General features: G+C 58.3%; 28 protein-coding genes, 4 tRNA genes and 1 pseudogene. 24 read left to right on the top strand and 9 right to left on the bottom strand.

Translation table 11 applies throughout. The features are described from left to right. The first annotated feature begins 11 nt into the window (after positions 1–11). Entirely contained in the window at positions 12–212 is a 201-nt protein-coding gene (locus tag VCJ09_RS07530) for a heavy-metal-associated domain-containing protein (RefSeq protein ID WP_324733794.1), read from the top strand. A gap of 81 nt (positions 213–293) precedes the next feature. On the opposite strand, the gene bufA2 is transcribed toward VCJ09_RS07530, so the two are convergent. Further along, positions 294–554: a BufA2 family periplasmic bufferin-type metallophore gene (bufA2, locus tag VCJ09_RS07525; RefSeq protein WP_324733793.1), complete on the bottom strand. Its 261-nt coding sequence runs from the start codon at positions 552–554 to the stop codon at positions 294–296. A gap of 292 nt (positions 555–846) precedes the next feature. Here bufA2 and VCJ09_RS07520 point away from each other — a divergent pair, with 292 nt between their 5' ends. The 6 genes from VCJ09_RS07520 (at position 847) to VCJ09_RS07495 (ending at position 5,999) form a co-directional block, all read left to right on the top strand. After that, on the top strand, positions 847–1,047 hold the full coding sequence (locus VCJ09_RS07520; RefSeq protein ID WP_324733792.1) for a co-regulatory protein PtrA N-terminal domain-containing protein: 201 nt from the start codon (positions 847–849) through the stop codon (positions 1,045–1,047). A gap of 210 nt (positions 1,048–1,257) precedes the next feature. Continuing rightward, positions 1,258–3,174 (top strand): copper resistance system multicopper oxidase, encoded by a 1,917-nt coding sequence (locus tag VCJ09_RS07515; RefSeq protein WP_324733791.1) that lies wholly within the window; start codon positions 1,258–1,260, stop codon positions 3,172–3,174. Between the two features lie 15 nt (positions 3,175–3,189). After that, complete coding sequence (locus tag VCJ09_RS07510) at positions 3,190–3,504, top strand: hypothetical protein (RefSeq protein WP_324733790.1); 315 nt, start codon at positions 3,190–3,192, stop codon at positions 3,502–3,504. Next, a complete protein-coding gene (locus VCJ09_RS07505; RefSeq protein ID WP_324733789.1) occupies positions 3,494–4,591 on the top strand; it encodes a copper resistance protein B in 1,098 nt (365 codons plus the stop codon). The genes VCJ09_RS07510 and VCJ09_RS07505 overlap by 11 nt, the downstream gene beginning before the upstream one ends. 9 nt (positions 4,592–4,600) lie before the next feature. Next, on the top strand, positions 4,601–5,539 hold the full coding sequence (locus VCJ09_RS07500) for a c-type cytochrome (protein ID WP_324733788.1): 939 nt from the start codon (positions 4,601–4,603) through the stop codon (positions 5,537–5,539). After that, positions 5,529–5,999, top strand: a complete 471-nt coding sequence (locus VCJ09_RS07495; protein ID WP_324733787.1) for a DUF411 domain-containing protein — start codon at positions 5,529–5,531, stop codon at positions 5,997–5,999. Before VCJ09_RS07500 ends, VCJ09_RS07495 begins: the two co-directional genes overlap by 11 nt. A gap of 551 nt (positions 6,000–6,550) precedes the next feature. Here the strand turns inward: VCJ09_RS07495 and VCJ09_RS07490 are convergent. From VCJ09_RS07490 to VCJ09_RS07475, 4 genes are all read right to left on the bottom strand, one after another. After that, a complete protein-coding gene (locus VCJ09_RS07490; RefSeq protein WP_324733786.1) occupies positions 6,551–7,876 on the bottom strand; it encodes an OprD family porin in 1,326 nt (441 codons plus the stop codon). A 210-nt stretch (positions 7,877–8,086) separates the two neighbouring features. Further along, the gene (locus VCJ09_RS07485) at positions 8,087–8,419 is read right to left on the bottom strand and encodes a DUF2790 domain-containing protein (RefSeq protein ID WP_324733785.1); all 333 of its coding nucleotides are present in this window, start codon (positions 8,417–8,419) and stop codon (positions 8,087–8,089) included. Between the two features lie 602 nt (positions 8,420–9,021). Beyond that, positions 9,022–10,416, bottom strand: coding sequence for a heavy metal sensor histidine kinase (locus VCJ09_RS07480; RefSeq protein WP_324733784.1), 1,395 nt, complete (start codon positions 10,414–10,416; stop codon positions 9,022–9,024). Beyond that, positions 10,413–11,096, bottom strand: a complete 684-nt coding sequence (locus VCJ09_RS07475) for a heavy metal response regulator transcription factor (protein WP_324733783.1) — start codon at positions 11,094–11,096, stop codon at positions 10,413–10,415. The genes VCJ09_RS07480 and VCJ09_RS07475 overlap by 4 nt, the downstream gene beginning before the upstream one ends. A gap of 204 nt (positions 11,097–11,300) precedes the next feature. Between VCJ09_RS07475 and VCJ09_RS07470 the strand changes: the two genes are divergently transcribed. Continuing rightward, entirely contained in the window at positions 11,301–11,657 is a 357-nt protein-coding gene (locus tag VCJ09_RS07470; protein ID WP_324733782.1) for a co-regulatory protein PtrA N-terminal domain-containing protein, read from the top strand. A 279-nt stretch (positions 11,658–11,936) separates the two neighbouring features. Continuing rightward, positions 11,937–12,467: a cupredoxin domain-containing protein gene (locus tag VCJ09_RS07465; protein WP_324733781.1), complete on the top strand. Its 531-nt coding sequence runs from the start codon at positions 11,937–11,939 to the stop codon at positions 12,465–12,467. Between the two features lie 342 nt (positions 12,468–12,809). Here VCJ09_RS07465 and VCJ09_RS07460 read toward each other — a convergent pair whose 3' ends face one another. Both VCJ09_RS07460 and VCJ09_RS07455 read right to left on the bottom strand, forming a co-directional pair. Then, the gene (locus tag VCJ09_RS07460) at positions 12,810–14,183 is read right to left on the bottom strand and encodes an IS1182 family transposase (protein WP_324733780.1); all 1,374 of its coding nucleotides are present in this window, start codon (positions 14,181–14,183) and stop codon (positions 12,810–12,812) included. A gap of 196 nt (positions 14,184–14,379) precedes the next feature. After that, the gene (locus VCJ09_RS07455) at positions 14,380–14,667 is read right to left on the bottom strand and encodes a hypothetical protein (protein ID WP_324733779.1); all 288 of its coding nucleotides are present in this window, start codon (positions 14,665–14,667) and stop codon (positions 14,380–14,382) included. A 462-nt stretch (positions 14,668–15,129) separates the two neighbouring features. Here VCJ09_RS07455 and VCJ09_RS07450 point away from each other — a divergent pair, with 462 nt between their 5' ends. From VCJ09_RS07450 to VCJ09_RS07405, 10 genes and pseudogenes are all read left to right on the top strand, one after another. Further along, entirely contained in the window at positions 15,130–15,651 is a 522-nt protein-coding gene (locus tag VCJ09_RS07450; RefSeq protein WP_324733778.1) for a TlpA family protein disulfide reductase, read from the top strand. 3 nt (positions 15,652–15,654) lie between these two features. Next, positions 15,655–16,395 (top strand): cytochrome c biogenesis CcdA family protein, encoded by a 741-nt coding sequence (locus VCJ09_RS07445; RefSeq protein WP_324733777.1) that lies wholly within the window; start codon positions 15,655–15,657, stop codon positions 16,393–16,395. 132 nt (positions 16,396–16,527) lie between these two features. After that, complete coding sequence (locus tag VCJ09_RS07440) at positions 16,528–16,845, top strand: hypothetical protein (protein ID WP_324733776.1); 318 nt, start codon at positions 16,528–16,530, stop codon at positions 16,843–16,845. Positions 16,846–17,102: 257 nt separating this feature from the next. After that, complete coding sequence (gene trbG / locus VCJ09_RS07435) at positions 17,103–18,092, top strand: P-type conjugative transfer protein TrbG (RefSeq protein WP_324733775.1); 990 nt, start codon at positions 17,103–17,105, stop codon at positions 18,090–18,092. A 2-nt stretch (positions 18,093–18,094) separates the two neighbouring features. Next, positions 18,095–19,398: pseudogene (locus VCJ09_RS07430) on the top strand (TrbI/VirB10 family protein). Beyond that, a complete protein-coding gene (locus VCJ09_RS07425; protein ID WP_324733774.1) occupies positions 19,395–19,613 on the top strand; it encodes a DUF2274 domain-containing protein in 219 nt (72 codons plus the stop codon). The pseudogene VCJ09_RS07430 and the gene VCJ09_RS07425 overlap by 4 nt, the downstream one beginning before the upstream one ends. Positions 19,614–19,675: 62 nt before the next feature. Beyond that, complete coding sequence (locus VCJ09_RS07420; RefSeq protein ID WP_324733773.1) at positions 19,676–20,398, top strand: zeta toxin family protein; 723 nt, start codon at positions 19,676–19,678, stop codon at positions 20,396–20,398. Positions 20,399–20,401: 3 nt separating this feature from the next. After that, positions 20,402–20,572, top strand: a complete 171-nt coding sequence (locus tag VCJ09_RS07415; RefSeq protein ID WP_324733772.1) for a hypothetical protein — start codon at positions 20,402–20,404, stop codon at positions 20,570–20,572. 483 nt (positions 20,573–21,055) lie between these two features. Next, positions 21,056–21,208, top strand: a complete 153-nt coding sequence (locus tag VCJ09_RS07410; RefSeq protein ID WP_324733771.1) for a hypothetical protein — start codon at positions 21,056–21,058, stop codon at positions 21,206–21,208. Continuing rightward, positions 21,205–21,399: a helix-turn-helix transcriptional regulator gene (locus VCJ09_RS07405; RefSeq protein WP_324733770.1), complete on the top strand. Its 195-nt coding sequence runs from the start codon at positions 21,205–21,207 to the stop codon at positions 21,397–21,399. The genes VCJ09_RS07410 and VCJ09_RS07405 overlap by 4 nt, the downstream gene beginning before the upstream one ends. A gap of 11 nt (positions 21,400–21,410) precedes the next feature. On the opposite strand, the gene VCJ09_RS07400 is transcribed toward VCJ09_RS07405, so the two are convergent. Further along, positions 21,411–22,583 (bottom strand): tyrosine-type recombinase/integrase, encoded by a 1,173-nt coding sequence (locus VCJ09_RS07400; RefSeq protein ID WP_324733769.1) that lies wholly within the window; start codon positions 22,581–22,583, stop codon positions 21,411–21,413. A 217-nt stretch (positions 22,584–22,800) separates the two neighbouring features. Continuing rightward, a complete protein-coding gene (locus VCJ09_RS07395; protein WP_324733768.1) occupies positions 22,801–23,028 on the bottom strand; it encodes a hypothetical protein in 228 nt (75 codons plus the stop codon). Positions 23,029–23,290: 262 nt separating this feature from the next. Here VCJ09_RS07395 and VCJ09_RS07390 point away from each other — a divergent pair. The 5 genes from VCJ09_RS07390 to VCJ09_RS07370 all read left to right on the top strand — a co-directional run bounded on the left by VCJ09_RS07390 (position 23,291) and on the right by VCJ09_RS07370 (position 24,653). Further along, positions 23,291–23,367: transfer RNA gene (locus VCJ09_RS07390), tRNA-Met, on the top strand. 124 nt (positions 23,368–23,491) lie between these two features. After that, positions 23,492–23,568: transfer RNA gene (locus VCJ09_RS07385), tRNA-Met, on the top strand. A 124-nt stretch (positions 23,569–23,692) separates the two neighbouring features. Then, positions 23,693–23,769: transfer RNA gene (locus tag VCJ09_RS07380), tRNA-Met, on the top strand. 126 nt (positions 23,770–23,895) lie between these two features. Beyond that, a tRNA-Met gene (locus VCJ09_RS07375) sits at positions 23,896–23,972 on the top strand. Positions 23,973–24,104: 132 nt separating this feature from the next. Continuing rightward, on the top strand, positions 24,105–24,653 hold the full coding sequence (locus tag VCJ09_RS07370) for a cytochrome b (protein WP_324733767.1): 549 nt from the start codon (positions 24,105–24,107) through the stop codon (positions 24,651–24,653). The last annotated feature ends 93 nt before the right edge of the window (positions 24,654–24,746 follow it).

The raw sequence follows: 24,746 nt of genomic DNA, 5'->3' as shown, positions 1-24,746 counted from the left end.
GAGGGCAGACCATGTTCGTTTTGGAAGTTGCAGGAATGGGGTGTGGCAGTTGCGTCAGCAAGATCACCAAGGCCATCCAGACCTTGGATAGCCAGGCAAAAGTCGAAGTCGATCGAGCGGCTGGCAAGGTTCGGGTTGAGAGCGATGAACATCAGGAGGACATACGCTCGCTGATTGAAGAGCTGGGCTATCCCACCAAGATCGGCACCTGAGCCGGTAGCAAGTCCAGGGTTATGTTTACTGCTCGCCCAGGGTCATGAGAAAGGGAGTGGCACCCACTCCCCCGCCCGGTTTTACTCGCTGGTCTTGCCCCCCGCCTCATCGCACTTAGCCTGGGTCATTAGCTTGAAGCCTTGACCTTTGCATTCGCCCTGACCCTTGCAGGCATTCTGGGCGGTCATGCAGTCGTTCTGGCCTTTGCAGCCGTTGACACCGAAACACTGCACTTCAGCGGTTTGCGCATCCTGAGCCGCTTGCACCGGGAGGCTGGCAAAAAGGCTGGCGGCAACCAGTGCCAATGCTGCACCGGTAACTGCGTTAGATTTGCTCGACATGTGGCTATCTCTCTTGATCGTGTTGGATTGAGGTCAGCACCGGCATTGCCAAATCTGACCGAAATGGGCCAGACAGTGCTTCCTGGCATACCCGCTGGGCATGGCCGTGACACTACAGAGCAGGAAGGAGGTTCTTCAAGAATAAAAAGCATCCTGACAGAACTGTAATGTCCACCTCAGCGTTCTAACAGGGAGTACTGGCTAAGGTTAGCGGCAACAGCCCTGAGGCTCACCCCGCAGACGAAGTCCACACAAGTCGGCGGGACACCCAAACGCTTATAAGGATATCCACATGAACGCTCTGAAAACGCTCTTCGTCATCGGTGCCCTGACTCTTTCCTCCCTGGCCATGGCCGAGGGTGGTGGCGACCGTACCTTCTCCCGCATGCAACAGGCTGAAGAAGACTCCACGCTGGTCGCCCAGCAGCAGCAGAAGACGGCAACACCAGTGGCCGAAACCAATGTGAACAACACCGATCACACGAAATGCTGATCAACCCTCGCCGGCCAACCTTACAGAAATGTAATCACTCTGAAGGTTGGAATATGGCACTTTTACGCTCGTTGACGTCTGCACTCGCGTAGCGACAGCGGGCAAGCTGGCAGGGAGTCGGAAGCCCCCTGACTAAAGCTGTTTCAACCACAAGCAATATGGGTGGGATGCTCAGCGCTGGTTTCCTTTGATTGATTGGACATAAACGGCATGCAAGCGAAAACCTCGAGGCGGACATTCGTCAAAGGCCTGACCGCCGGCGGCATACTGGCGGGCCTCGGCCTGTGGCGTACACCGGTCTGGGCGGTCACCAGCCCAGGCCAACCGACGATGCTTTCTGGCAGCGACTTCGAGCTGTTCATCGGCGAAACCCCGGTGAACATCACCGGTAAAGCCCGTACCGCCATGACCATCAACGGCACCTTACCAGGCCCCATTCTGCGCTGGCGCGAGGGCGATACCGTCACCTTGCGCGTGCGCAATCGCCTGAGCGCAGACACCTCGATCCACTGGCACGGCATCATCCTGCCGGCCAACATGGATGGCGTGCCCGGCCTGAGCTTCCATGGCATCGCGCCAGATGGCATGTACGAATACACGTTCAAGGTTCATCAGAACGGCACCTACTGGTACCACAGCCACTCAGGCCTGCAGGAACAGGCCGGGGTCTACGGGCCTATTGTCATCGACGCCAAGGAGCCGGAGCCCTTCCAGTACGACCGCGACTATGTGGTGATGCTGTCCGACTGGACCGATGAAGACCCGAACCGGCTGATGGCCAAGCTGAAGAAGCAATCGGACTACTACAACTTCCACAAGCGCACGGTTGGCGACTTCATCAACGACGTCAGCGAGCAGGGTTGGGCCGCGACCGTGGCCGACCGCAAGATGTGGGCCGAGATGAAGATGAGCCCCACCGACCTGGCCGACGTCAGTGCTTACACCTACACCTACCTGATGAACGGCCAAGCGCCGGACGGCAACTGGACCGGCCTGTTCAAACCGGGCGAGAAGCTCCGCCTGCGTTTCATCAACGGCTCGGCCATGAGCTATTTCGACGTGCGCATCCCCGGTTTGAAGATGACCGTGGTGGCCGCCGACGGCCAGTACGTGAAACCGGTGAGCGTCGACGAGTTCCGCATCGCCGTGGCGGAAACCTATGACGTGATCGTTGAAACGTCCAGCGCCGAGGCCTACACCATCTTTGCCCAATCCATGGACCGCACCGGCTATGCCCGCGGCACCCTGGCCGTGCGTGAAGGGGTGAGCGCACCAGTGCCTGATCTCGATCCGCGCCCGTTGATCGGCATGGGCGACATGGGCATGGACCACGGCAGCATGGGTGGCATGGCCGGCATGGACCACAGCAAGATGGCTGGCATGGGCGACATGGCCGGCATGGACCACAGCAAGATGGCTGGCATGGACCACAGCAAGATGGCCGGTATGGGCGACATGGCCGGTATGGATCACAGCAAGATGGCCGGTATGGGCGACATGGCCGGTATGGATCACAGCAAGATGGCCGGTATGGGCGACATGGCCGGCATGGACCACAGCAAGATGGCAGGCATGGGTGGCATGGCGGGAATGAGCGGCCAGATGCAATCGCACCCGGCGTCCGAGACCAACAACCCGCTGGTCGACATGCAGACCATGATGCCAACCCATAAATTGAATGATCCGGGCATGGGCTTGCGCGACAACGGTCGTCGGGTGCTGACCTATGCCGACCTCAAGAGCACCTTCGCCGATCCGGACGGACGCGAGCCTGGCCGTACCATCGAGCTGCACCTGACCGGGCACATGGAGAAGTTCTCCTGGTCGTTCGACGGCATCGAGTTCTCCAGCTCCGAGCCTGTGCGGCTCAAGTACGGCGAGCGCCTGCGCATCACCCTGGTCAACGACACCATGATGACTCACCCGATTCACCTGCATGGCATGTGGAGCGACCTGGAAGATGAGAACGGCAACTTCATGGTGCGCAAGCACACCATCGACATGCCGCCCGGTTCCAAGCGCAGCTACCGGGTTACTGCAGACGCGCTAGGTCGCTGGGCCTACCACTGTCACCTGCTGTTGCACATGGAAATGGGCATGTTCCGTGAAGTCCGTGTGGATGAATAATTAGGGAGACCCATGATGAGCAAATTTCTCAATCGTAAAGCGCTGGTCGCTAGCGCCTTAGTGCTCGGTTTACTGAGTGTTGTACAGGTGCCCGGCGCGCTTGCATCCGGCGATCATGCTGAGCATGCGCGCGCCGCTGCGCCCGCGGCCGACAAGGCCGCCTCCCCGCATATGGGGCATGCCGCTGACGCCCAGAAAATGGATCACGCCGCGATGGCCAAGGGTTCCATGGGGGATGCCGCGATGGATCACAGCAAGATGGCGCATGGCACCATGAAGCATGAGCACAACGCCAACCCGGCTGCGGCGGATAACCATCATGACCAGTAGGTTTTCACGCCCGACCCTGATTGCCTTGGCAGTCTCGCTCGGCACAGTGACGGCCGGCATGGCCAGCGCTGCCGAGCCCATGGATCATTCGATGCACTCCTCTGCGGCCGCGCCGACGGCGATCGAGGCACAACCCGCATCGACGACGAAAACGCCCCCGGCCAAACAGTACGGCGGCGAAGGCGCCCCGATGGACCATGCGGCAATGGGGCATGGCGCCATGCAGTCCACGCAGTCCAGTGACATAGGCGCGATGGATCACAGCAAAATGAATCATGCGCAGATGGACCAGGGCTCAATGAGCTCGATGGATCACGGCGCCATGGATCACAGCAAGATGGACCAGGACAGCGCAGAAGGCGCGCCGCGCACCACCAGTCGCACGCCGATTCCGGTGCTGACCGATGCCGATCGTGAAGCCGCGTTCCCGCCGCTGGAGGGTCATGCCGTGCATGACGACGCGATTAACTCGTTCTTCCTGCTCGATCAGCTGGAGTATCAGGCTGCCGATGAAGGCAGCGTACTCAGTTGGGACGCTTCAGGCTGGATCGGCGGCGATATCGACCGCCTGTGGTTGCGCTCCGAAGGTGAGCGAACCAATGGCGTGACCGAAGATGCAGAAATCCAGGCGCTCTGGGGCCACGCCATCGGCCCTTGGTGGGATGTGGTCGGCGGGGTTCGCCAGGACTTCAAGCCCAGCTCGCCACAGACCTGGGCGGCCTTCGGTATCCAGGGCATGGCGCTCTATGCCTTCGAAGCTGAAGCCACGGCCTTTATTGGCGAGAACGGCCAGACTGCCGCGCGTCTGGAGGGCGATTACGACATCCTGCTGACCAACCGCCTGATCCTGCAGCCCACTGCTGAAGTGAACTTCTATGGCAAGAACGACCCTGAGCGCGGCATTGGCTCCGGCCTGGCAAATACTGAGGTGGGCCTCCGGTTGCGTTATGAAGTCCGCCGCGAGTTCGCCCCCTATATCGGGGTGACCTGGAATCGCACCTACGGCAATACCGCCGATCTGGTGCGCGATGAAGGCGGCGATGTGAGCGAGGCGCGCTTTGTCGCCGGTATTCGGATGTGGTTTTGAGAACCTGACATGAAAAGAACAATTAAAACCTTGCTTGCAGCCAGTGTCGTTGTTGGCACTGCGGTCACCGCCGGCGCCTACTTCGGTCTGGTCAACGTCGGTGCCGATGATCCCCACTTTCCTGCCGTGCATGCCTTCCTGACCATGGCCCGCGACCGCTCCATCGAGGTCCGTTCCCGGGATATCCCGGTGCCCGACCTGGAGGATAAGGCCCTGATCCGCGCCGGCGCCGGCAACTACAACTCGATGTGCATCGGCTGTCACCTGGCCCCCGGCGTTGCCGAAACCGAGTTGAGCCAAAGCCTCTACCCCGCGCCGCCGAATTTGACCAAGGCGGGTGTCGATGGCAATCCGGCGGCGGCCTTCTGGACCATCAAGCATGGCATCAAGGCTACTGGCATGCCCGCCTGGGGCAAGAGCATGGGTGATCCGTATATTTGGGGCATGGTCGCCTTCCTGCAGCAATTACCGACGCTCGATGCGCAGCAGTATCAAACGCTGGTCGCCTCCAGCAGCGGTCACCAGCATGGCGGTGGTGAGACCATCATGCACAACCATGAAGGCCAGCACGGCGGCGCAGAAGCGGCAGGCGAAGACCACCATGCCGGTGAGATGGCTGGCGCGAGTCACCATGACGCGGCAGTCGAAGATCACCACGCCGGTGAGGCGGCTGAGGCCGGTCACCATGACTCAGCAGCTGAAGGCCATCATGCTGGCGAAGCGGCTGGGGCAAGCCAGCATGATGCGGCAGTCGAAGATCATCACGCCGGCGAGGCGGCTGGGGCCAGTCATCATGACTCAGCAGCTGAAGACCAACATGCCGGCGAAATGGCTGGCATGAACCACCATGACGCCGAGCAAGCCGCTGACAAGCCTGCACCTAAGTCCAAACTGGCTGCCAATTCCCACACTCATGCCGATGGCAAGGAGCATGTCCATGCCGACTAAGGGACGCCTTCACGGGGCGCAATTACTGCGTGTCGTCGCACTGGCTGCATTGTTCAGCGGCTCTGCGGCGCAAGCGGCCGATCCCCTGAGCATCGATGTGCATCGCGACGCCAACTGCGGCTGCTGCAAGAAATGGGTCGCACACCTTGAGGCCAATGGCTTCAAGGTCATCGACCATGTCGAATCGAACATGACGGCAGTCAAGCAGCGCCTCGGCGTTGCTCCGCGCTTGGCCTCCTGTCACACCGCCGTGATCGATGGGAAGTTCGTAGAAGGGCACGTCCCCGCGGCACAGATCGTGGCGTTGAGTAAACGTTCCGATCTGCTTGGGATTGCTGTGCCGGGCATGCCGGCAGGTTCTCCCGGCATGGAGGTCGGTGGGAAACAGCAGGCCTATCAGGTGATCGGCTTGAGCAAGACCGGTACCGATCAAGTGGTAGCGGAGTATCCGGCACACTGACCTTTCCCGTCAGTTGCTGCTCGATCATCCGGATAGGGTGATCGAGCCTCCTCCACAGTTGCCTGCGGCTGAAGACGGTGTGTGCAGGGAATAAGGAGTTAGGCCTGCTGGCAGGGTTCCAAGGTTGAAGCAATAAACTGCTTCTTCCAGGCTATGAACACTGAGTGTTGAGTGCCTTAGTTTTACTTCTCCCCAAGGTGCGTGCGTGCAGGCGTTGCTCGCGTACTGATGGTGTACTTCGGCTTTGCCCGTCTCAGACAGTGTGCGGCCTAGTACACACGCAAACAGTAGCCTTTCGTTCAGTAGCCTTTCGTTCCTTTAGTCGCCGACTGCCACTCGTTCTGGAACAGCGCGTCGATTGCTCATCCCTCATGCATCGATTCGCCATGTTGCAATCCGCTTGGTGAGTAGCATGCACGTTGACTTTAATTAATCCATAAAAAAAGCGCCACGTAGGGCGCCCAGGGCCGCCTCCAAACCAAAGGAGTACAAAGGAGACGGCGGGGTTAATCAAAACGGGCTAGCTAAACATCTCCAGCAAGAGGTGTGGCTTAGAGGACTTCGAGCGGATACTCGACGATCAGTCGGTACTCATCCAGATCCGACTCAAAGTCAGTGGCCCGAGTGGTTGCCTGACGCACACGGAACGACATGTCCTTGAATGACCCGGATTGAACGACGTATTTTGCTTCGATATCGCGCTCCCAGCGCTTTTGATTGGTCAGCGGGTTGCCGTTGCCATCTCGGCGCATATAAACGGCGTTGGCATTGCTGTAGTCAGCATCCCAGCCGCGTGCGTAACGGGTCATGAAGGAGAGTCCAGGAATGCCGAACGATTCCATGCTCAGGTCATAGCGGGCCTGCCAGGATTTTTCCTGCGGAGAGTTGAAGTCGCTGTACTGGATGGAATTGTCCAGAAATATTGAGTCGGACTGGCGCAGATAGTCGAAGTCATCGTCACCGTTACTGCGCTGATATGAAACAGTAACGGCATGCGCACCAAACTGAACGCCAGCCTTACCGCTCCAAATATTGTTATCGAAACTCCCCAGCAGCTTTTTGCCTTCATCTACGGCGTTGTAGTAGTTAAGCCCGCCTATCAGGGTTACCCCGTCTGAGAGTGGATAGCTCAGCGTGGTTCCTGCGTAGTGTTGGTTCCACGTATCTTTGAGGCGGCTGGTATACAGGCTGATGCCGACATGGTCATTCAGTGTGTAATCACCGCCAAAGTAAGCAACCCAGGGAGCATCGACTGCGCCAGCGTAGAAGGTGGCGAAACCATCTCGCATGCTGCTGGAGTTGGGCTGGCTCATCGCATGCAGACGTCCGCCTTGCAGGCTGAGCCCTTCAATGCTGGTATTGGCAAGCGTCACGCCACGGAAGCTTTCAGGTAGCAGGCGGTTGTCGCCGTAATACACGACTGGGGTGGTGGGAAATACATCACCGACCTTGACGACGGTATCCATGAACCTGGCTTTGACTGCGCCTCCAACTTTCGAGTAATCGTCTTCAGGTTGGCCAGCGCTGTTGTGGGGCAGTACGTCGACCGAGCTGCGAGCGCCTGAGCGACCACCCCCTGAGTCGAGTTTAAGCCCGAGCATGGCAAAGGCATCGACTCCAACGCCTACGGTGCCCTGAGTGAAGCCTGACTCGAATCGACCAATGATCCCGTGCGCCCACTCTTCAGCGTATCCGTTCCCCGTCGCACTCGACTGCCCATGACGGAAGTCCCGGTTGAAGTAGAGATTACGGTTGAGAATGGTAAGGCTGCTCCCTTCGATGAAGCCTTCGGGTTCTGGCTCATCGGCTATGGCGGCTTGTCCAGCGCTCACGCCCAAGGCGACGAGCGATAGTTTTAGCCATTTGTTATTATTCATGTGTCACTCCTGGCATCTACTTGGCAGTGTTATTTATATGGTTTTTGTATGCTGGCTCAAGGGTGCGCACGGTATAGCCGTGCGCACTACGGCATACTTTCATAAATAACATTACGCCAGGGTGACTTGAATATTACATTTTCGTCATCAAGCTGTAACGTGGAGCTTAGGCTTGACTCGTTAGCTGGTGCGATGGAAGAAGTGCTCGTGCTAGCCACCAGTCGAGCAGCTGTTACTCAAGGCTCTATATTCCAGGGTATGAAGGGCGCCGCTTGAGTCCTTGTAAGTCATTTGCACGGGCCTTACGCCGCACCTGCCATCCGCAGGCGTAATATAGATGACCTCGGCAATATCCAACTGCATGCCGTACTTATAGTGAGTGACTTCAGGGGCTGCTTTACCTTGTGTAAGGGCATATTCTTGCATGCTCTTAGCGCTATTTTGTATCGCTTTGCCAAATGCTCGATCAGCGCCCCCTTCAGCCATTGCCAACGAGGACGACGCCAATGCAATGGCGGCGATTATTACGTTCAGTGCTTTCATGGTCTCACCTCAGTTAGCTAGTTGCTTGCCTTGAAATAGATGATAGGCAACTGTTGCTGTCGCTGAGCTGAGGTGAAAATTACAAATATGTAAGGGAGCTCTGAAATACTTCCCGAATCTGGTGAAATACGACGGCCATCCGGTTTTCAATTAACTCATGAAGCATATCTCCTTCACCGATGCTGAGTATGCTGGTAGCGTAAGAAAACCAGGCGTCGTGAATACTTCTGATCGAGATTGATCAGGTGGTGTCGGGGCGATTCATGATATGGCGCGTATACGAGCGGTAGCCAATCAGCAGAAAAGTGCTTCAAAGCTCGACGAGCTGTTGAGCTGTTGAGCTGTTGAGCTGTTGAGCAATTAGGGTGCCATCACCCGAAAGGCAGAACATTAAAAGCGGTAGCGAACGTTGGGCCGTTAAATACTTGGAAACTGCTGATGGAAGCGGCGATGTCATCGTCGAGCCACCAACAGATATTCTTGCCAAAGCAGGTCTAGGCTTGGGAGATGAGTTGACTATCGAAATGGAAGACGGAGCCGTGTATTCACCAGTGTGGCGCTCGATATGAGCTTGGCTCTTGTTCTTTGGGTTTTTCCTGCTGTCATTGCTCCGCTGTCGAGCCTGCTGGCCGAGGAAACTCCATATGGAATGCAGTCTGACCATTGGATGAGGTGCACCAGATCTTGCCCTGGTGCGCCTCGACGATGGAGCGGGTGATGGCCAGGCCGAGGCCAGCATTGCTGGGGCTGCCTTCGCGGCGGGCAGGATCCGCGCGGTAGAACCGGTCGAACAGCCGTTCAAGGCGTTCAGGCGAGATGGCCTCGCCCGGGTTCTTCACGGTCAGTAGGGTGCCCTGCTTGGTCTGACTGATATTCACCGTGATGGCATGGCGCTCCGGCGTATAGCGAAGGGCATTGGACAGCAGGTTAGAGATGGCGCGGCGGAGCATCAGTACATCTCCCTGAACCTCTCCAGAACCGGTCACCTTGAGCTCGATATCATGTTCGTCTGCCAGCAGGCGGTAATACTCGTACAGTTTGTCGATTACCTTCTCAAGGACAACCTTCTTATGCTCCGGGATGATCAACCCGTTATCCGCCTTGGCCAAAAAAAGCATGTCATCGATCATCCGCGACATGCGTTTCAAATCATCCAGATTCGAGTGCAGGTTGTCCTCGTAGTCCTCGATATTGCGCTTTCTCGACAGCACCACCTCGGTGTGGGTCATCAGGTTGCTGACGGGCGTGCGCAGCTCGTGCGCAATGTCGGCGGAGAAATTGGACAGCCGCACAAAGTCCTCGTCCAGGCGTGACAGCATGGCGTTGAAGGACGAGACCAGTTGCTGCAGTTCTAATGGCACCGGCGCCAGGGGAATGCGTTCTTTGAGCGACTTGGCTGACATGGAGGTCGCTACCGCAGTCACCTGACGCAAAGGGCCTAACCCACTCCGGGCCAACACCCAACCCAGCCCGGCGCTGACTAGGGCACTGATGATCAGGCCAATCGCAAACCAGCGCTCCAGCGCGTCGAAGAAGTCCATGTGCTGTGTTACGTCGAGTACCAGCATCAGGGTCAGAGGCGGCTCCTGCCCAGAGCCTGTTACCTGCTGGGTCAGACCACGAAACACCTGCTGCTGATCATGCCACTCCCAGATGGCGTTGCCGGCAATGACACTGAAACGATCTGGAAGATTGGCCGGTCCTGGGGCGGCAAACAGCACCCGGCCATCGCTGCTCTTGATGATTGCTTTCAAGTTTCTGTGGGCGGCCAACAAGGCGCTCAGTTGAGGCTTCAGTGTCGAAAAATTGTCGGAACCCGTCAGCTCCCCGAGAATGCCTTGGACCGCGTGGGCCTTTTCCCGCAGCTCTTGCCGATCCTGGGCTTGGAAATGATGCTGGCTGAGACGATTAAAGCTGAGCCCAGCAACGATCAGTACACCAGTCACTGCGAGCATGAACATCAGGCTCAAGCGTGTGGTCAGAGATAGTCGCCTCACTTGCTCTCCGGGGCGTCCAGCATGTAGCCCATGCCGCGAGCGGTGTGAATTAGTTTGGGTTCGAAGCTGTCATCTATTTTCGCGCGCAAGCGCCGGATGGCCACCTCGATGACGTTGGTGTCGCTATCGAAGTTCATGTCCCAGACTTGCGAGGCGATCAGCGACTTCGGCAGCACCTCGCCGCGTCGGCGCAGCAGCAATTCCAAGAGAGCGAACTCCTTGGCGGTCAGGTCAATGCGTTTGCCCGCCCGAATAGCTCTGCGTTTGAGTAGGTCGACATCAAGATCCGCAATTTTCATGTGAGTCTGGGTTGGCGTGTTGTTGCCGCGACGCATGAGGGTTCTGACCCGCGCGAGCAGCTCGGAAAAAGCGAAGGGTTTGATCAGGTAATCGTCAGCGCCCAGTTCGAGCCCTTTCACCCGGTCCTCCACCCGGTCGCGGGCAGTGAGAAACAGCACTGGAACATCCTTGCCCGCCGCACGCACCATGCGCAGCACTTCCCAGCCATCCAGACCCGGCATCATGACGTCGAGGATCAATAAGTCGTACGCCTCACTCAGTGCATGCTGCAGCGCATCCGTGCCGTTGGTAACCCGATCGACGTTGAACCCTGCTTCTCTGAGCCCCTGCTGCAAGTAGGTGCCGGTTTTCGGCTCATCCTCAGCGACCAATAGTCTCATGCGGCTTTACTCAAGCGAATTTCGGTCCGAGTGTGCCGTGAAAAGATCGAGCCAACCATAACCTGACAGAAATGTAATCCAGGCTTCAGGTCGCTGTCAGGGAGAACTATCTAAGGTGAGCTCATGAGCACTGGGTATGTGCTTCTCCGGTAACTATGCAGACAACTGTTTGTATGTTGGGAAACTTAAAACTAGGAGCATCCTATGAATCTTATGAAGTCTCTACTACTGATGGTTTCGATCTTGATGGCATCCGCAATTTGGGCAGAAGGCGGCGGCGACCGCACTTTTGAGCGGATAGCCGAGTTAAGGGATCGTGCTGAGGCCGTGCTGGTTCAAGCGGAACAGGCAGCACCAGGCCAGCGTCATGTGCACATGGCTGAACATATGGAAATGCTGGGCGATATGATGAACCAGTTGCATCAGAACCATCCCGATGCATCCATGACCACTGAACAGCATCTGGCTTGGATGGAACAGCACGACAAGCTGGTGGACGACGTGCTCAGCCAGATGATGCGTGAGCACAAGTTAATGATGACCGAGTACATGCATAAATAGGATTTCCCATCTTCTAGGCCTTCCGTGATTGCTCCTTTGGCCTGGCGGCGCCTGTACGGCGCCGTGCTTTTTTGTGCAGCTATGCAAATGTAAGTACGAGATAGGCTGGCTGACGGATTGCTTTAAGTGCGAGTCGCCTCGCTAGTCGCTCGAATTTATAGATATCGCCGCTGCGTCCAGTGCGGATGCTGACAGTAATGTAGTTTTCAGGTCAGTAAACTGGCAGTTCGCTGTCTTTAGCATCATTGGTGTTTACCCAATACGACTTGAGGTTTAACCATGAACACTCGACGCTCTTCCTTTCTCTTAGCCGTACTCACTTTGTCTGCTGCATCTTCGGCTTTGGCCGGAGGAAAGCATGCGCAAGAAGATATCGGTAAGCCTGGCTTAGTGTCAGCAGCGGACCGCACGATCGAAGTAAGAATGGGTGACATCTTCTTCGAGCCCCATGACATCGATGTCATGCCTGGAGAAACCGTTCGATTCGTGCTCAAGAACGAAGGCACGCTCTTGCATGAGTTCAACATTGGCAAAGCCGCAGCTCATGCCGCTCACCAGAAAGAGATGGCTGCCATGTTCCAGAACGGAGCGCTAACCGGCACAGGCCAGGACATGAGCAGCATGGAGCACGCAGTGGGCGGGATGAAAATGGTCGGAATGGCGCACAACGACCCGAACAGCGTGCTGATCGAGCCTGGAGCAACCAAAGAGCTGGTCTGGACGTTCACCAAGAGCACCAGTCTCGAATTTGCCTGCAATATGCCTGGTCACTATCAATCAGGAATGGTCGGAGAGTTCGTCATAAGGTAACAACGAATTGATCGGTATCAAATCGTCACAACGGGCGCTGTCGCATGTCAAACCTATTGCTGGCGAACGAGCGGCTTATCTGCATTACCTTGTTTCTCGGCATCCTCATCGTGATGGCGAGATGGTAGCGCCCCGGCGGCAGCGGGCAATTTTGCGCCTGCTGCGCTGGGCCAACAACCTCGGTTTGGTCGTAATCGATAGGGGCCTTCTACTAGCAGCCTGTCGGACTTGAATTCATGAGTGGGGCATCAATAGTGAGGCGAAGAAACTTGCCTCAGTATTTAGGTATTTTCAGGCATTCTTGCCCCGGACTTCCTGGGATCGAACGGGTTTAGTCCATTCTTACCCGCAGTGGACGGATTTGTGGCGCAAAACGGCCATGCGTTTCAAATTCCAGGCCAGACAAACCAGGCGCCATTCCCCGCTCACCTTGTCCTTGCCTCGCAGCAGAAACTGACGAAAACCCATCACCGACTTGATGATGCCGAACACCGGCTCCACCGTCTGTTTGCGCAGCGCATAGAGGCGGCGCCCCGGCTGAGCCTTGAGCTTGTGCGCCATGCGTTGCTGGGCCGTGGCGTCGATGTCGAGCGGTGCCGGTTCCGCGAAGCGCGCTCGCCAGCCGGGGTGGTGGTCTTCGCGCGCCACCGCCAGGTAGGGTTCGATTTCGGCCGTTTCGCAGGCGGCGATGTTGCTTTCGCTGCTGTAGCCACAGTCCCCGAGCAGCGCCTGCACCTGGCCCAACGAGGCCGGCAGTGCCTTGAGCTCGGCCAGCATGGGGACAACTTGTTGCTTGTCGTTGCCCGCCTGGGTGAGGCCCTGCGCCACTATTAGTAGCGTGTCGGTATCCACCGCCGCCTGGGCGTTGTAGCACTGTTCGAAGCCGCCGCCGGCCACCCGCATGATGCGCGAGTCTTCGTCGGTGAGGTTGATTTGGTCGTGCGCCGCAGGCCCCTCCACCGGTGCTTTTGGCTGCTTGCCGCCGGGCTTCTTGCCAGTTTCTGCCGTGCGTGCCGCACGCTTGGCGAGTTTTTCCTGGTAGACGGCCTGATCCTGCTCGAAGCGCACGCGGGCGCGCGCCTCGATCTTGGCCTTCGCCGCGTCCATGGCGACCAATCGATCTTGCCGGCGTTTAATCTCGTCCGGCAGGTCGATGCCATCGGGGCGTTCTGTCTGGTCGGCGTTTTCTGCCAGCGCCAGGAGCTCCTGCACTTCGGTCTTGAGCTGGCGTTCGAGTGCCTGGATATGGCCATAGGAAAGTGCGCTATGGCGTGAGGCGTTGGCATGCAACTTGGTGCCGTCGAGGCTGATGGTGCCGAGCTTGAGCAGCTTCATTTCCCCCGCCAGCGCCAGCACCTGGAGGAAGATGTCGGCCAACTCGTCGAGGAAGCGCCGGCGGAAGCTCGCCAGGGTGTCGTGATCGGGGTGGCTGCCGGCTGCGAGGTAGCGAAAGGCGAGCGAGTCGTAAGTGGCGCGCTCAATCTTACGGCTGGAAAAGGTGCCGCTGGCATAGCCATAGACCAGCAGGCTGAGCAGCACCTCGGGGTGGTAGGCGGCGCTGCCGCGTCCGCCGTAGGCGCGGGTGAGCGCGCTCAGGTCGAGCCGTTCGATGGCTTCGAGAATGAAGCGAGCCAGGTGATCTTCTGGCAGCCAGTCATCCAGCGATGGCGGGAGCAGGTAGTCAGTCTTGCGGTCGATCGGGCGAAAGCGGTTCATACGGGGGCATCGGCTGGGCGGTGCCGGGATTATCCTGGAATACAGCGATTAAGTCCGACAGGCTGCTAGCCAACTGGACCTCTCCTTCCCCGTCTTTGCGGTCGGTCTTGCCACCCTTACTGAGGAGCATGGCTGGGAGCTGTTTAACCTGTTTGAGGTGCCTCTCTGGCTCACCATGCTGGTGTCGCTACTGGCGCTAGATCTGGCAATCTATCTTCAGCATGTGAAGCTGCATGCGGTTCCCGTCCTCTGGCCGGAAACTCTCGTTTGAGCCAGCCGCTGGGCACGAAGTGATGGTCGAGGTGCGCTGCAGTGGGTGACCGTCTCCGCTCGCGCAGAGCATCACATGGATTTCTGAGTCGTCGCGGGTCATCGCGGCTGGAATGAAGACAATATCCACGCCGCTGATCCCAAAGGATCGCCGCCATTCGGGATAGCGCTTCTGCTCAGGGTTGGATACGGCAAACCAGTGAACCCTGTTCATCTATCGGGCCTCGAAGGCTAGCAAGGTCGAATGCGGAAGGGGGCATGCCGAGACAAGGGTAAACTCATTCACCCTAACCTCAACGCCTCGGACCACGGTGACTACAATGGGCAATAGAGGCCCCATCGGGTGGCGTCCTCGGTTTAACTGATGCCAGCCCAAGGGAGCGAACGGCAATGAACGCATTGTGACCGCAGAGCGACGCCTGCTTTGGCAATGCCTACGCACCGGTGAGGCAAATTGAGTAGTCGGACTTCAACTGAGCGTACTGCCTACAGTACTTCCTAAGGCACGGCGCCCAGCCAGTGGAACGCCTTCAGCAGGCAATCCAAGCCGTGTCCTCAATGATCCGCAACGCGACGAGGCTGAACGATGAACTGCCAAGTACTGACGCCAAGAGCGCTTGGACGCTGCAAGCGTCCAGACCGAGCCTGGGTCTGGCGGTTGGCGATTGCCGGCCTCTTGACCCTCTTACTTCAGGCCGGCAGCCAGGCAGCGCAACAGACCGCCGATTCCGGTACCCGTGCCGGCCTGACTATCTGGCCTGAGCCGAAGCCGGTGCCGGAAATCGATTTCGTCGATGGCGTGGGCAAACCGCACACCTTGGCTGACTTCAAGGGCAAGGTCGTGCTGCTCAACGTCTGGGCAACCTGGTGCGGCCCGTGTCGTGAAGAAATGCCGACCCTGGACCGGTTACAGTCCCAGCTCGGTGGATCCGACTTCCAGGTGCTGGCACTCTCCATCGACCAAGGCGGGATACAGGTCGTGCGGGACTTCTATCGTGAGATCGGCATCCAGCACCTCGAGCTCTATATCGACGAAAGCGCCGAAGCGAACCGCAGCCTCAACGCCTTCGGTTTACCGGTCACCCTGCTGCTGGATCGCCAGGGCCGGGAGCTGGCTCGTAAGCTCGGCGCCGCCGAATGGGACAGCCCGGAGGTCATCGAGTACCTGAAGGAAGTCATAACTCCCCAGGGGAATTAGTCGGTGCTAACGCTGAGCAACGTCGGCATCCTGAGCGCCTTTGCCGCCGGGATGATCTCCTTTATTTCACCCTGCGTGCTGCCGCTAGTGCCCGGCTACCTGTCTTATATAGCCGGCCGCTCGGTGGACGAACTGCAATCGATGCAGAGCCGACGCGAACGTATCGCCGTGGTAGGCATGAGTCTGACCTTCGTGCTCGGCTTCACGACCGTGTTCGTCGCGCTGGGCGCCAGCGCCACGGCTATCGGCCAACTGTTACTGACCTACCAGCAAGAAGCAAATCTGATCGGCGGACTCATGGTGATCGCCTTCGGTCTGTTTATGAGCGGCTTGATCAACCCGCGTTGGCTGCACCTGGACCTGCGCTTGGTCCATCGCTTCAATGCCAAGCTCGGGCCCTTGGCCACTTATGCCCTGGGCATGGCCTTCGCCTTCGGCTGGACACCGTGTATCGGCCCCATCCTGGGTAGCATTTTGACGGTGAGCGCCTCCAGCACCAATGTTAATGGCATCGCACTGCTGTCCATCTACTCGCTGGGCCTGGGCGTGCCGTTCCTGCTGACCGCCCTGTTCACCAACCATTTCCTGGCGCACCTGAAGCGGCTGCGCCGTTGGAGCCGGATCATTCATCTTGGGGCGGGTGTCGTCATGATCCTCATGGGGCTGGCTATGGTCACTGGCCAGCTGACGGCCTTGTCTTACTGGTTTTTACAGATGTTTCCGGCGCTGGGCAGGATCGGCTAACCCAGCCCATGGAGATGTAAAGTCCTAACGGGCTGTTGGCAAGGATCTCTTGCGCATGTCAGAACTATTGCTGGCGAACGAGCAGCTTATCCGCATTACCTTGTTTCTCGGCATCCTCATCGTGATAGCGAGATGGTAGCGCCTCGGCGGCAGCAGGAAATTTCGCGCCTGCTGCGCTGGACCAACAACCTCGGCCTGGTCGTAATCGATAGGGGTCTTCTACACCTCACCTTCCCCGTCTTTGCGGTCGGTCTTGCCACCCTTGCTGAGGAGCATGGCTGGGGGCTGTTTAACCTGTTTGAAGTGCCTCTCTGGGTTGCCATGCTGGTGTCGCTACTGGCGCTCGATCTGGCAATCTATCTTCAGCATGTGCAGCTGCATGCGGTTCCCGTCCTCTGGCGGCTGCACCGTGGAAACTCTCGCTTGAGCCAGCCGCTGGGCACGACGTGATGGTCGAGGTGCACCGCAGTGGGTGACCGTCTCCGCTCGCGCAGAGCATCACATGGATTTCTGAATCGTCGCGGGTCATCGCGGCTGGAATGAAGACAATACCCACGTCGCTTATCCCAAAGGATCGCCACCATTCGGGATAGCGCTTCTGCTCAGGGTTGGATACGGAAAACCAGTGAACCCTGTTCATCTATCGGGCCTCGAAGGGTAGTGTCGTGGAGCCGTGAACTGGACACTACGCAAGGAGCCAAGAAGCCATGAAAACCTCCGCACACTTCTGCGCCTGCCCTCTGCTGCTGGCCATGCTGGTTGGCTGCGCCAGCCAGAGCGAACCGCCGGTTATCGCCCTGGACGAGCCAGTGGAGGCGCAGCGCCTACCAGAGCCAGCCAAACCGATCGAAGTGGTGGCAGTGCCGCAACCACTGGCCTTGCCGGCGCAGTTGAAACCACTGCCGGACGCCAAGGCGAGCAAGCCGATCAAGGAGCCGGCCGACGAGCGCGTACGAGTCTCGCGCGCCAACCGCGACGCCCGAGTCGCCCCCACTCGGGAGGGTTACATCAACGCCATCCAGGTCTGGCCCTACTCCGATGGAGCCCTGTATCAGCTGTACACCATCCCAGGTCGGGTGACGGCGATCAACCTGCAGGCCGGCGAGGAGCTGGTCACCGTGGCCGCCGGCGACACCGTGCGCTGGATCGTCGGCGACACCTCGAGTGGTAGCGGTGAGCAGTTGCGGGTCAGCGTGCTGGTCAAGCCGACGCGGGTCGAGCTCAAAACCAACCTAGTCATCACCACCACGCGGCGAACCTACCTGATCGAGCTGACCTCCACCGAGCAAGCCTGGATGGCCTCGGTATCCTGGGACTATCCGAAGGACCGCATGCTCGCCCTGCAGCGCCGCGCGAGTGCTGCCCAGGCGGCGGCACCGGTGGATGTCGGCCTGGCGTTGGAGCAGTTGCGTTTTCGCTATGCAATCAGTGGCAGCAATCCGCCCTGGAAGCCGCTACGTGCCTTCGACGATGGCCGCAAGGTGTATATCCAGTTCCCCGCCGGTATCGCCCAGGGCGAGTTGCCGCCGTTGTTCGTGATCGGCCCAGAAGGCGACGGGCAACTGGTCAACTACCGCTTCCGCTCGCCCTACTACATCGTCGACCGGCTGTTCGGCGCCGCCGAGTTGCGCCTGGGCGCGGACAAGGGCGACGTGGTACGGATCGAGCGCACCGATGGTGTGGTACGGAGGCCCTGAGTATGAGCGCTACGGACAACCGCCAGAACGGAAAACCCTCGGAGCTGCCGCCCAAGGTCGCGCCGGAAACCCTCGAGTTGCGTGCACAGCCGCGCCCGGTAACCCGCCTCAATCCGCGGATGCTGGCCGTGCTCGCCGGAGGTCTGGCCAGCGCGGTGCTCGGCGCCATGCTGTGGTCGCTGCAGCCCCAGCAGCGCCGTAATGGTGCGGAGCAAAGCGAGCTGTACAACGTCGACCGCATAGCTCGCTCTGAGGGACTGGAACAGCTGCCGGCGGACTACTCGCAGTTGCCGCCACCCGTTGCGCCAGAGGTGCCGCAGTTGGGCCGCCTCTACCTGGTGATCTTGGGGGGGCGATCCTCAGGGCGGAGCAGCAGGCCCAGGGCTACGACTACCGCCATGCTGGCCCTGATCCAGCTGAGGCAGAGCGCTTGGCCAGGCTCAAAGAGGCCGAGGAAGCGGCTTTGTCTTCGGTGTTTTTCCGCTCGGGTGGTGGGAGGACAACTGGCGCTGAAAGTCCCGGTCAAGGCCTGCCTGGGCATGCACAGCTGGCCGGGTTCGACCCCATGGAGGGTGGCTCCGCATCGACCGCAAAGACACCTGCAGATTTCGCATCCACGCAGAACCGACAAGACCAGAAAGAAGCGTTTCTCAGTAAATCCGTAGATACGCAGATCCGTAATTCCGGATTTCTGCAGATGCCAGATTCCCCCTACCAGGTGATGGCCGGCACCGTCATCGCGGCAGCACTGGTCACCGGGATCAAGTCGGATCTGCCCGGCGATGTGATCGCCACGGTGACCGAACCGGTCTACGACAGCGCTACCGGCCAACATGTGCTGATACCCCAAGGCTCGCGCCTGCTCGGCCGCTACAACAGCCAGGTGAGCTACGGGCAGAGTCGCGTGCAGGTGGTGTGGCAACGGGTGATCCTCCCAGACACCTCATCCTTTCAGTTGGACAACCTGGTCGGCAGCGATACCGCCGGCTATGCCGGCCTGGAAGATGGCGTCGACTGGCACTGGGATCGCATCGTTGCCGGCGCAGCCATGACTAGCCTTCTCGGTATCGGTGCCGAGCTTGCAGCGCCTTCCAGCCGCACCGACGGCGACCGGATCATCATCGCCGGGCGCGACAGCCTGCAGGACACGGTGAATCAGGTCGGTCAGGAGGTCACCCGTCGCAATCTCGATATCCAGCCCACGCTGACCCAGCGTCCCGGCCTGCCCCTGCGCGTGATCGTCAACCGCGACTTGGTACTGCGCCCCTACCAACCCTTGTTCATTCAACAGAGGAACCTGCAATGAGCACGAACAAGCTGCGCCTCGGCCCCTTGCCGAAAACCGAGAACCTTAAGGTGACCTTTACCTGCCCGGCGAGTCTGAAAGCCGACCTCGAGCGCTACGCGGCATTGCATTCGCAAGCATATGGAGAAGAGATTGATGCTTTGACGCTGATTCCCCACATGCTGGAGGCGTTCATGGCGCGAGACCGGGCATTCCGAAGAGCCGCTACTGGCTGAGGACATACAGTTGCGTCGCTGTTAGGCTTCGCCACCATAAGCTCCACCAAAGCGAAGGTTCGATGACTCAAGAAGAATTGGAGATTGAGCAGAGGGCAATTGCCTTTGCGAAAGCAAACAGAACGCGGATTGCCAGGGAGTTGGCAAACGTCAAGGCATATCCAGGAGAGGACACGCCCGTCTCAGTTTTCATGGCTGGTTCCCCTGGTGCGGGCAAGACGGAGGTGTCCAAAGCACTAATCTCAGGATTCGAAGACATCGGCGCAAAAGCCCTACGAATAGATCCAGATGACTTGCGGGCCTACTTCCCCGAGTACACAGGTAACAACTCCAGGCTTTTTCAACGTGCAGTGAACAGCATCGTCGAACGATTGCACGATTTGGTACTTGAGCAGCGCCAATCATTTCTGCTGGATGGAACGTTCGCCAACGAGCAGGTAGCTCGCAGAAACGTTGAGCGTTCCTTGAGACGAAACAGGGACATCACCATCGTGTATGTCTATCAAGATCCTCTGCTAGCCTGGGAGTTTGTGAAAGCTCGGGAACTGACTGAAGGCAGGAATATCCCCAAAGCCGAGTTCATCAGGCAGCTTTTCGCAGCAAAAGAAGTTGTCAAGGGATTGAAACGCAGCTTTCGCCTGCAGCTAAAGGTTGATCTCATCGTCAAAGACACAGACGGTAGCAACCAAGCAGTCGAACTGAACGTCGACCCCGACAAAATTGACGCTCTCGTCACCTTTGGATACTCTGCCACTGAGCTTGATCAATTTTTAACCGAGGCCTAATCGATGAAAAAAGTTCTCGCGGGCAGCTCCAGCCCCCTGTCGAGCTTTTTCAGAAGCAATTCTGATGCTGCCAAGCGCGCTGCTTATGGCGCCGCTTCTGCGCGCGCCATCGAAAGCCAGCGCAAGGTACTCGAAGAAGCAAAAAGCATCAGGGAGAGCCGGGATCTGACCTGAAGCGCTCGCCTCCCTGCCGAAAGCCGCCGTTCTCAGGTGGCTTAATGTGATGCTCATCCCAAACACCCTGCGAAGGCTAGCCTTCGCAGGGTGTTTTCTTTCCGATGGCCATCGTCATGAGCAATGCAGCACTGATCGGTACCCAACTGGGCAAACACAGCTTTCACCTTCACGCCCATGATGAGCACGACGCGAGCTGTTCCGCAAAAAGACCACCCGCCCGCAACTGATCCGGCTGCTGGCACAGTAGCTGCCGTGCACGGTGACCATGGCGGCCTGTGCCGATGACCATTGCCTGGCCCGGGAGCTCCAGGCGCAGACGTCGTTGAAAGCTAGCTGCCCGCCAGAGACGCCGCCCGCCCCCAACGGCGCCAGCACCCACCCAGAATCGTACCCTCCTCCACGCCATCCTACGACACAGATGGTTTGTCATTGAGAATCTTGCCCATAGGCTAAACCTACCTCGCGGCGCAACTGACGGGCGTGATCAAGGCCTATTACCGCGAGCTGAACGCCGGCTGCCACACAAAGCAGCTGGTTGACTCGGGCTGGATCGCCATTCCCAACAACGTGAGCCTGGACGAGGTCCAGGCCACTCGTCTCTTCGGCGCATGGCCGGCAAAGGAAGCAGCATGAACAAGCCACTCGACCGCCTAATCAAGATCGAGGAAGTGCTGGACCAAGTAGGATGCGGCCGGTCCAAGCTCTACGACATGATCCAGCTTGAGGAGTTTCCCGCACCCGTGAAGCTGGGCCGGTACTCACGATGGTCGCAGCTGGAAGTGCAGAACTGGATCGAACAGATGAAACGAAACAGGGCGGCCTGAGCCGCCCTTCATCAGTTCCCAGCAGCCAACACATACTCCTGCCACCACCGCATCAACTCTCGCCTCTCCTGCAGATATTCGGCATGGTTGTATGCTGCCTTCGTCCTGTTCTCCTCCGCATGCGCGAGCTGCATCTCGATTACTTCGGTCCTGAAAAGCCCAGACTCATAGAGGTGAGTTGAGGCAGTAGCGCGGAAGTCGTGGCACGTAAACCCTTTCATCCTCAGTCGCTCCAGCGCCCTATTGAACGTCGAGCCATCAACTGGCTTATCAGGGTGCCTCAACCCGGGGAACATCAGCTCACCACCACCCGTGATGCCCTTCAGCTCCCGCAGCAACTGAACAGCCCTCGGCGGAAGCGGCACCAAGTGCCGACGCCCCTTCTTCATCAATTCGACCGGGATATCCCAAAGCCCAACATCCAGGTCAACATGCTCCCAGCGCCCTCGGCGGATCTCCACCGTCCTGAGGAAGAGTAGCTGCAGCAACTCCAGGGCTATAGTGTTCGTTCGAAACCCGCCGTAGGACTGTAGGCCTTCCCTAAACTTGGCGATATCCGCGGCGGACATTGGCTGGCTATGCTGGATTGGCTTGCGCACGAACGCCCCGTAAAGCACCGCTGCGGGATCAGCATCCGCGCGTAGCGTCCGGACACCAAACCGGAACATCTGGGAAAGCCAGTTGCACAGGGCAATGGCATAGTACGTTGCCCCCCTGCTCTCCATACGCCGCAAGCACTCCAGCAGTTGAGCAGCGGTTACCTCTCGAACCGGCAGCCGACCGATGTAAGGGAACAGGTTCTTGGCAAAGGCCCTGGTCAGTTGGTTGCGATAGCTCTCGCTGACATTGCTCTTGGTTGCTATCCACTCCAAGGCGACCACCTTGAAGGAGGACTGATTCTCCACTTTCTGCCTCGCCCGTTCGAGTCGGCGAACATGGGCCGGATGCCGCCCCTGCTTCACCAGCGCTCGGGCACGATCACGCTCCGCTCGAGCATCGGCCAGCCCCATTTCTGGGTACTCGCCAATGGCGAAAACGTTCTCGACACCGTCTATTTTGTACCGGTAGCGCCAGAGCTTGCTCCCTGTAGGGCGAATCTCAATGAAGAGTCCCCGCTCATCGCTGAACTTACGGGGTTTGGGGCCTGGCTTGGCTTGGCGGATTTGGACATCGGTCAAAGGCATGGCGGGTATCTCCTAGCGGCTAACGAACCCCGCTTTAATACCCGCTTTTCTCACGACTGGGCCAGCACGCAAGCGGACGCTAGCGGACGCAAAATGCCCAGGCGCCGCGCCATTCAGGCACCAGTCGGACGCAAAAAAACATCCGCGGACGGTGTGTGCAGTCAACGTGGATGATTTTTCTGGCAGTCATTATTCGCAGTCGTTAGCCGGCCATGCACTACTGCCCGGCATTACTGGCCGCTGGCGCAGGCTCGACAACCTCCACCTCGGGCTCAGGCTTGTTCATATACGCCTGGATCACCAGAATGACGATCAGCATGAAGGCTGCCAGCGGCAGCAGCTTGGTCTTCTTCGGCGCTAGCTGCGGTACTTCGGCGCCACAGGCCGGACAGGTCGTTGCCTGGCTCGGTAACGACGCACCGCAGGCTTTGCATTCAAGTCCCATGATCATTCTCCAGTTCAATAGCCGCCGACTCTAGCCCAACAGCGGGTTGATGGGCTACGCCAACGATCACCGGCCGCACAGAACCCCATACAGCAGGCCAGCTCAGTCAACCCGCGCGCCCAGCCTCAGCCCTCGCCAAACCCCGGCCAGCCAGGCCTGAGGCCTGATTCAAGTACCTGATACAACGCTAAGCATTTGAACAAACAACAGTTTTTCTCAAGACAAGCGTTGACAGGCAGTTTTTTGGCGATAGAATTGGCGCCGCGGGATGGAGCAGTCTGGTAGCTCGTCGGGCTCATAACCCGAAGGTCGTAGGTTCAAATCCTGCTCCCGCAACCAGATACTCAAAAAAGGCCACTCAATCGAGTGGCCTTTTTTGTTGGTGCCCGCCAAGCGGACTTAAGCAATTGATTGAAAAGCAGAAATAAATTGACAAGAGCGCCTATTCAGATAGAATCTTCGGCGCGGGATGGAGCAGTCTGGTAGCTCGTCGGGCTCATAACCCGAAGGTCGTAGGTTCAAATCCTGCTCCCGCAACCAGATACTCAAAAAAGGCCACTCAATTGAGTGGCCTTTTTTGTTGGTGCCCGCCAAGCGGACTTAAGCAATTGATTGAAAAGCAGAAATAAATTGACAAGAGCGCCTATTCAGATAGAATCTTCGGCGCGGGATGGAGCAGTCTGGTAGCTCGTCGGGCTCATAACCCGAAGGTCGTAGGTTCAAATCCTGCTCCCGCAACCAGATACTCAAAAAAGGCCACTCAATCGAGTGGCCTTTTTTGTTTCTGCGCGCGCAACGCTCATTAAAACAATTGATTAGAAAGCAGAAATCAATTGACAAAATCACCTATTCGGATAGAATCTTCGGCGCGGGATGGAGCAGTCTGGTAGCTCGTCGGGCTCATAACCCGAAGGTCGTAGGTTCAAATCCTGCTCCCGCAACCAGATACTCAAAAAGGCCACTCAATCGAGTGGCCTTTTTTGTTTGTGACTTCGGGGGCTCTGCTCAGCAATGCTTAAGGTTCGCCCCTTAAGCTAGGCGCAGTTTGAATCAACCACGCCGGAGCCACCCCGAACATGACCTGGAAAAATACCGCATCCCATTACGGCAAGCTGTCCATCGGCTTGCACTGGTTGATGCTGCTGCTGATTGCTACGGTCTACTTCACCATGGAGTACCGCGGCCTGTTTCCCAAAGGCAGTGATGGCCGCGCGCTGATGAAGCAACTGCACTTCATGCTCGGGCTGTCGATCCTGGCGCTGGTCTGGTTGCGCATCCTGACACGGCTGATCGCACCTGCCCCCCTGATTCAGCCTACCCCGCCTAAGGTGCAGACGAAACTTGCCAAGCTGATGTACCTGGCGCTCTACCTGCTAATGATTTGCACCCCACTGCTGGGCTGGCTGCTCCTCAGCGCCGAAGCCAAGCCAATCCCGTTCTTCGGCCTGGAACTACCTGCACTGCTCAGCAAGGACCATGCACTGGCCAAGCTATTTGAACACTGGCACGTATGGATCGCCCAAGCCGGCTATTGGCTGATCGGCCTGCATGCCTCAGCCGGGCTGTTTCATCATTACGTACGCGGCGACAATGCCCTGAGAATGATGCTGCCCAGCCGCAAGTAATACTCTTACCAGCACGCCACCTTTAGAGAAGAAGGGCTCGCCACTAGCTGGCAAGCCTTTCTTTTCTATAGGTCCGAACTCGCGTCGCTGAGC

The sequence above is a fragment of the Pseudomonas paeninsulae genome, from assembly GCF_035621475.1.
Classification (GTDB): Bacteria; Pseudomonadota; Gammaproteobacteria; order Pseudomonadales; family Pseudomonadaceae; genus Aquipseudomonas; species Aquipseudomonas paeninsulae.
This window is presented reverse-complemented; position numbering and strand designations above follow the sequence as displayed.

Coding starts and splice junctions, on each gene's coding strand:
- VCJ09_RS07530 (WP_324733794.1), top strand. CDS start 12: ATGTTCGTTTTGGAAGTTGCAGGAATGGGGTGTGGCAGTTGCGTCAGC.
- bufA2 (WP_324733793.1), bottom strand. CDS start 554: ATGTCGAGCAAATCTAACGCAGTTACCGGTGCAGCATTGGCACTGGTT.
- VCJ09_RS07520 (WP_324733792.1), top strand. CDS start 847: ATGAACGCTCTGAAAACGCTCTTCGTCATCGGTGCCCTGACTCTTTCC.
- VCJ09_RS07515 (WP_324733791.1), top strand. CDS start 1,258: ATGCAAGCGAAAACCTCGAGGCGGACATTCGTCAAAGGCCTGACCGCC.
- VCJ09_RS07510 (WP_324733790.1), top strand. CDS start 3,190: ATGAGCAAATTTCTCAATCGTAAAGCGCTGGTCGCTAGCGCCTTAGTG.
- VCJ09_RS07505 (WP_324733789.1), top strand. CDS start 3,494: ATGACCAGTAGGTTTTCACGCCCGACCCTGATTGCCTTGGCAGTCTCG.
- VCJ09_RS07500 (WP_324733788.1), top strand. CDS start 4,601: ATGAAAAGAACAATTAAAACCTTGCTTGCAGCCAGTGTCGTTGTTGGC.
- VCJ09_RS07495 (WP_324733787.1), top strand. CDS start 5,529: ATGCCGACTAAGGGACGCCTTCACGGGGCGCAATTACTGCGTGTCGTC.
- VCJ09_RS07490 (WP_324733786.1), bottom strand. CDS start 7,876: ATGAATAATAACAAATGGCTAAAACTATCGCTCGTCGCCTTGGGCGTG.
- VCJ09_RS07485 (WP_324733785.1), bottom strand. CDS start 8,419: ATGAAAGCACTGAACGTAATAATCGCCGCCATTGCATTGGCGTCGTCC.
- VCJ09_RS07475 (WP_324733783.1), bottom strand. CDS start 11,096: ATGAGACTATTGGTCGCTGAGGATGAGCCGAAAACCGGCACCTACTTG.
- VCJ09_RS07470 (WP_324733782.1), top strand. CDS start 11,301: ATGAATCTTATGAAGTCTCTACTACTGATGGTTTCGATCTTGATGGCA.
- VCJ09_RS07465 (WP_324733781.1), top strand. CDS start 11,937: ATGAACACTCGACGCTCTTCCTTTCTCTTAGCCGTACTCACTTTGTCT.
- VCJ09_RS07460 (WP_324733780.1), bottom strand. CDS start 14,183: ATGAACCGCTTTCGCCCGATCGACCGCAAGACTGACTACCTGCTCCCG.
- VCJ09_RS07455 (WP_324733779.1), bottom strand. CDS start 14,667: ATGAACAGGGTTCACTGGTTTGCCGTATCCAACCCTGAGCAGAAGCGC.
- VCJ09_RS07440 (WP_324733776.1), top strand. CDS start 16,528: ATGGTAGCGCCTCGGCGGCAGCAGGAAATTTCGCGCCTGCTGCGCTGG.
- trbG (WP_324733775.1), top strand. CDS start 17,103: ATGAAAACCTCCGCACACTTCTGCGCCTGCCCTCTGCTGCTGGCCATG.
- VCJ09_RS07425 (WP_324733774.1), top strand. CDS start 19,395: ATGAGCACGAACAAGCTGCGCCTCGGCCCCTTGCCGAAAACCGAGAAC.
- VCJ09_RS07420 (WP_324733773.1), top strand. CDS start 19,676: ATGACTCAAGAAGAATTGGAGATTGAGCAGAGGGCAATTGCCTTTGCG.
- VCJ09_RS07415 (WP_324733772.1), top strand. CDS start 20,402: ATGAAAAAAGTTCTCGCGGGCAGCTCCAGCCCCCTGTCGAGCTTTTTC.
- VCJ09_RS07405 (WP_324733770.1), top strand. CDS start 21,205: ATGAACAAGCCACTCGACCGCCTAATCAAGATCGAGGAAGTGCTGGAC.
- VCJ09_RS07400 (WP_324733769.1), bottom strand. CDS start 22,583: ATGCCTTTGACCGATGTCCAAATCCGCCAAGCCAAGCCAGGCCCCAAA.
- VCJ09_RS07395 (WP_324733768.1), bottom strand. CDS start 23,028: ATGGGACTTGAATGCAAAGCCTGCGGTGCGTCGTTACCGAGCCAGGCA.
- VCJ09_RS07370 (WP_324733767.1), top strand. CDS start 24,105: ATGACCTGGAAAAATACCGCATCCCATTACGGCAAGCTGTCCATCGGC.